The organism is Candidatus Nanopelagicales bacterium (assembly GCA_018003655.1).
Taxonomy (GTDB): domain Bacteria; phylum Actinomycetota; class Actinomycetes; order S36-B12; family UBA10799; genus JAGNDY01.
This window is the reverse complement of the sequence record JAGNDY010000134.1, coordinates 1-3956: the sequence shown is the minus strand read 5'-3', so window position 1 is coordinate 3956 and position 3956 is coordinate 1. Positions and strand designations below refer to the sequence as shown.

The following is a 3956-nucleotide window of genomic DNA, read 5'->3' as shown; positions in this document are numbered from 1 at the left end:
GTTATCTGTAGTCCGGTGGTCGGGCAGGGCTGTGATCTGCTGATTTGCGGTGTGGACGGTGTCCGCGACGTGCTCCTTGCGCTCGGTTGTCGGCCGGTCAGCAGGGATCGATTGTTATCGAATCGCGATGTCGGGCGGGTCGTTTGCGAGTGTCGTCGCGGGCTTGGCCGAGGGCATGAGCGAGTTGGTGGCGCAGACGCTGATTCTGTTCGGCGAGTTCCCGGTTGCGGCGAAGTGCGACGTCGAGGCGCTGGCGCAGCGAGTCTTCCGTGGCGCGTTGCCGAGCGGGCGGCGCCTGGTCGTGTTGCGGGCGGCGTAGCGCACGGATGCGGTTGATCTCGTCTTTGAGGTCGGGCTGGGTGTAGAGCCAGGACCGGGAGACACCTGCGTGCTCGGCCACGGCTTCGAAGCTGATCTTGGTTCCGGCGCGGTCGAGTTCGTGCAAGGCGGCGATGGCCTTTGCCCGGGTGAGCTCGTGACGCTGCTTGGCTGCGGTGACGATGTGAATGCTGTTGTCAGCTCGCATGTTCGGCTGCCTTCGGATCGGTAGGAGTGTCGAGCGAGGTGATGATGGCGTCGAGGTTGCCCAAGACCTGGCGGTTCATCTCGGCCAGCCGTTGGTGTCCGCGCGCTTCTGCCGCTGTGATCAGGTGGAGTGTCTGCTCGCGTTGGGTCCGATGTTGCGGCAGGAACTCCTGGGTGGTGAGGAACATGGGGCAGGTCAGGCAGGCGTTGGCGTGTGGGCAGCTCTGCTGGACGGGCAGACCGCAGTAGCCGTTGGGCAGGGCCTGGGTGGCGCGACCGAGGCGTTGTTTGGCCCAAGCGGCTTCGGCCAGCGGTCCGTCCGGGTCGAGGTTGACCTCACGGCCGTGGCTGTCGACTTTGCGGGCGGCTTCCCAGGCTCGGCGGACGGTGGTGTCGTGCAGGCGAGCGTAGTGGGCGGTCATCTGCGGTGAGTCGTGGTCGAGGATGCGGCGCACGACCTCTTGCGGAACGTCACGATTGATCAGGCGGGTGCCGAGCGTGTGGCGCCACTGGTGCGGCGTCAAATGCACTGGGTCGCTGTGCTCGTCGCGGATGTCGCAGACTGCTAGCCATCGGTGCAGCGCCTCGCGGTAGGTCGGGATCGCCAGCGGGATTTGCCCGTCGATGTTCTTGGTGGGGCGCGGGAACAGCAGCGCAGTGCCGTCGGGCCAGCGTTCGGAGACGAGTCGGCGCTGGTAGCCGATCATGTCGACGAGGTCTGGGGCTATCGGAACGAGGGCGTCCCGCTTCATCTTGTGGTTGAAGTAGCGCAGATAGGGTGCCCCGTTGGCGTCCGTAGTGACGCAGTCGCCGCGCAACCGCAGGGCGTCGGTGATCCGCAGCCCACAACGCATCAGGATGACGGTGATCAGTCGATAGACGGGGTTGTTGAACCGGTCGAGGTTGTCGCGGTGTTCGAGCTGGGTCATGACGTGTTCGGCCAACGCTCTGGGCAGGTGCTCGCCGCGCTTCGGGTGGTCCTCGGCGAAGAACATCGCCGTGGCGGGAAGTCCTGTTGCCCAACAATGTTGGCGGATCGCGGCAAAGAAACCATTGAGTAGGCCGATGTGGGCGCCCCGCCGCTGTGGGCTGTATTCCCGGTTCAGGTGGGCCAGGTAGCGTTCGAGCAGTTCCCGGTCGATTCGGCTGATGTCTTCGATGTCGACCTCGGCGAGAAACCGTCCGAATCGGGCGATGGCCAGCAGCGGGCGTCCACCGCCTGCTTCGAGGTTGAGTCCGCGTGACAGGCGCAGCCGGATCCATCGTTTGGCCGGCTCTCTCAGCCAGGGTTGTGGAATGCGGTCGAACCGCAGTGTGTAGTGGCCTTCATAGCCGAGCCGGTGCATCCGCCAGACGTCGCGCGGGTATTCGGCTTCCCAGCCGCCAGCCTCGGCCAAGTCCAGCACGGTGGAGTGGGCATAGAGCAGCAAGCCGCGAGATCTCGTGTCGTTGAGTAGCACGGCTGAGCGTTGCCGCCATTCGTCGGCGTCGAAGTCGAGGAGCGAGGTGGTGGCGGTGTCGATCAGTAGTCGGACCACCCTGGCGACAACGGTCGGCGTCAGCTTGCCGCGCCGGTCGTCGTGGCGTTGCTGCAGCACGTACTGCATCTCCAGTTTCAGCTGCGGGGTGAGCATCCCGAGCTGGATCGTCTCGTTTGCCGGTGTGTCGTTGGATTCGAATCTGGTCACGAACCCGTCGATATCGGTGCGGCCGTTGGCTTTCCAAGTGTTGGTATGGGAATGGCATAGCGGCGACTCGGCCTGCGGCCATAACGAGCAGTGCCGGATCCGGCAGGTCGCCCCGGGCCGCGGCTGTTTCACCGGCAGCGGATCACGTAACCACGAGGCCAGGTGCGGCCGCCCGGCGCGTTCCCACCGTTGCGCATGCAGCTGACACAATCCGCCGCGAGCCGACCCGTAACCGCAGCCGTCGACCCGACATGCCTGGTTGGGGCGATGTTTGCGCCAACGCGGATCGGTCGAGACAGTGAACTCTTCGAGGTCGGGGCGGCCCGCGTTGGCCCATCGCTGGTGGTGACCTTGACACAGACCATGGCCGCGGGCGCTGCGTCCGCAGTCGGTGACGCGGCAGGACCCTCCGCCGAATACGGCGTCGTCCGCGGCGAACTCCAATACGTCGCGGCGGAATTCGGAGCGAACACCGGCCATGAGCCGGCCCAGCAGGCCCAGCGTCGAGTTGGGATCCAGGGCGGTCACAGTTTGACCTGGGCCTTTCCGATGAACCAGCCCGCTTGCTCCATGGCCTTCCGGGCGTCCTCCACGTTCAGATGCCCATATGTCGCGGCGGTGACGGTGACATTGGCGTGGCCGAGCAGCTTGGCCACGACCTCCAAGCCGATCCCGTCGCGCAGCATCCTGGTCGCGGCGGTGTGACGCAGCCAATGCGGGTCGAAGTCGATGGCCGTGCGCCGGCGCAATCGGCGGACCAAGTCATAGACCGCGCCATAGGTCAACGGATGGCCGTGGGGCCGCCCCCAGATGTTGACGAAAACGTAGTCACTGTCGAGGTCACCGTATTCGGCATGAAGGTAATCGGCATACAACCGAATCAGTTCCGCGCTCACCGGAACGATCCGGGCCGTCAACGATTTGGCGCGGGCTCGGTTGTCGTTGTCACGCCGACAAACTGTGACCTGCCGTTCAGCGGCGGCAATGTCGCTGTGACGCAACCCCAGCGCCTCACCGATCCGCATCCCGGCGTCATAGAGCAGCGCCAATAGGAACCGATCCCGCAACCGATCGCACGCATCCAGCAGTGTCTGGACCTCGCCGGGGGTCAGCACCCGCGGCAGCTTCTTCGGCGCCTTCAACGACACCGTTCGCCGGGGGCTCGGCATGTGCTTGCTGATGTGGTGCAGAAACGGCTTCCAACCGCCTCTCGACCCACCGATCTGCCAGGTCGTCAGCAGCTCACCGACATCGATCCCGTCGCGGACGGCGTGCAGATAGAACGCCGCCAACGCCGACAGCTTCCGGTTCACCGTCGACTCGCCGCAGTGATGCTCCACCGAGGGCAGCACGGCGATCCCGCCCTGCCGCAGTGCCGTCGGCAGTCGCAGCCAGACGACGAACGCGCCGATATCCTCCAGGCTCACCGACTGCCAGTCCAGGCCGCGCCCGCCCAGGAATGTAAACCAGTCCTTCAGATCATGGGCGTACGCCTTGATTGTGTTCGGCGACCGCTCGATGTCGGTCAAATACTTCAGATACCGCTCCACCGGTGCCACCGGCACGTCGTCCTCACCGAGGACGGTGAACGATTCACGCGACGAGAGCGGTGAAACCACCTTCACAACAAGCACATCGACCCTCCAGGATCTGCTTCATGGACGGCTGGAGATAACCACATCCAGAACGCAGAACCGACCACTCTGAGCCTTCGTGGTCCACATAAAAGACACTCACCGCAGC

The 3956-nt window shown here is 64.9% G+C and carries 3 protein-coding genes; all 3 read right to left on the bottom strand.

Going from position 1 to position 3956, the window contains the following annotated elements; translation table 11 throughout:
* Nucleotides 1–97: 97 nt before the first annotated feature.
* From KAZ48_11200 to KAZ48_11190, 3 genes are read right to left on the bottom strand one after another with little or no spacing between them, the layout of a single operon-like run.
* A complete protein-coding gene (locus KAZ48_11200; GenBank protein ID MBP7973355.1) occupies nt 98–526 on the bottom strand; it encodes a hypothetical protein in 429 nt (142 codons plus the stop codon).
* Nucleotides 516–2741 carry a tyrosine-type recombinase/integrase gene (locus KAZ48_11195; GenBank protein ID MBP7973354.1) on the bottom strand — a complete coding sequence of 742 codons (2226 nt, stop codon included), beginning with the start codon at nt 2739–2741 and terminating at the stop codon, nt 516–518. Before KAZ48_11195 ends, KAZ48_11200 begins: the two co-directional genes overlap by 11 nt.
* Nucleotides 2738–3847 (bottom strand): tyrosine-type recombinase/integrase, encoded by a 1110-nt coding sequence (locus KAZ48_11190; protein ID MBP7973353.1) that lies wholly within the window; start codon nt 3845–3847, stop codon nt 2738–2740. Before KAZ48_11190 ends, KAZ48_11195 begins: the two co-directional genes overlap by 4 nt.
* Between the last annotated feature and the right edge of the window lie 109 nt (nt 3848–3956).